General features: G+C 44.5%; 2 protein-coding genes. Both read left to right on the top strand.

From position 1 onward, the window contains the following. Window positions 1–418 (top strand): transketolase C-terminal domain-containing protein (locus B7X71_RS17345; protein ID WP_293601658.1); only part of this gene is annotated, 418 nt, incomplete at its 5' end. Between the two features lie 56 nt (window positions 419–474). Continuing rightward, the coding region (locus tag B7X71_RS17340; protein WP_293601657.1) for a type I glyceraldehyde-3-phosphate dehydrogenase at window positions 475–1,216 on the top strand (742 nt) is incomplete at its 3' end.

Below are 1,216 nucleotides of genomic sequence, written 5' to 3'. Positions count from 1 at the left end.
GTCGCGCAATAGCCAGCAAGTAAAAGATATTGCCCGCGGTGGATATGTTTTACGTGATCCGAAGAAATCCAAAATTGATGCAGTAATTATTGCTACGGGATCTGAAATTGCTTTGGCATTACAAACTGCAGAGCGTTTAGAAGGTGAAGGTTTTGGCATTCGTGTGGTGTCAATTCCATCAACGACAGTATTTGATCAACAAGATGCTGCTTACAAAGCAAAAGTTTTGCCGGCTAATATTCCGCGCATTGCTGTTGAAGCTGGAGTGAGTGATTTCTGGTGGAAGTATGGTTGTGCAGCAGTGCACGGTGTTGATACTTTTGGTGAGTCAGCTCCCGCACCAGTGCTCTATGAATATTTTGGTTTAACAGTCGATCAGATTGCTAAAACTGTGAAGCAATGCATCGCAAAGAAATAGAAAAGACAATAAGTAAAGTATCGATTTAAGAATTCAAAATTAGCAAGGGGAATTAAATGACAATTCGTGTCGCAATTAACGGTTATGGTCGTATTGGTCGCATGGTCTTACGTGCTTTGTATGAAGATCAAGTTAATGGCAAGCCAAGGCGTGATATCAAAATCGTGGCGATTAATGCCATGGGAGATATCGATATCAATGCTCACTTAACGCAATATGATTCTGCGCACGGTCGTTTTCCTGCTGAAGTAAAAGTAGATGGGGATTGCATGGTGGTAAATGGCGATCGCATCAAAATGTTCTCGACCCGCAATCCTTTAGAAACCCCTTGGGGCGAGTTGGGTGTGGACTTAGTGCTCGAGTGCTCCGGCAAGTTCACCTCAAAAGAAAAAGCCATGGTGCATATCTCTCAGGGCGCGAAGAAAGTATTGATCTCTGCTCCCGGTGAAAAAGATGTGGATGCCACAATTGTTTACGGTGTAAATCAGCAAGTGCTTAAACCAAGTGACGTCGTGGTTTCTAACGCGAGCTGCACGACTAACTGTTTAGCACCTTTGGTTAAGCCATTGCTGGAAAAAATTGGTATCGAGTCTGGCTTGATGACAACGATTCATGCATTTACAAATGACCAGGTTCTGACTGACGTGTATCACAAGGATATGCGCCGTGCGCGTTCTGCTGTGAGCAGTATGATTCCAACCAAGACCGGTGCTGCAAAAGCGGTTGGTTTGGTGTTGCCAGCTTTGGCAGGACGCTTTGATGGTTTTGCAATGCGCGTGCCTGTCATTAACGTTTCTG

Source organism: Polynucleobacter sp. 39-46-10 (assembly GCF_002282275.1).
The sequence above is the reverse complement of the archived record's forward strand: the minus strand, read 5'-3'. Positions and strand labels throughout refer to the sequence as shown.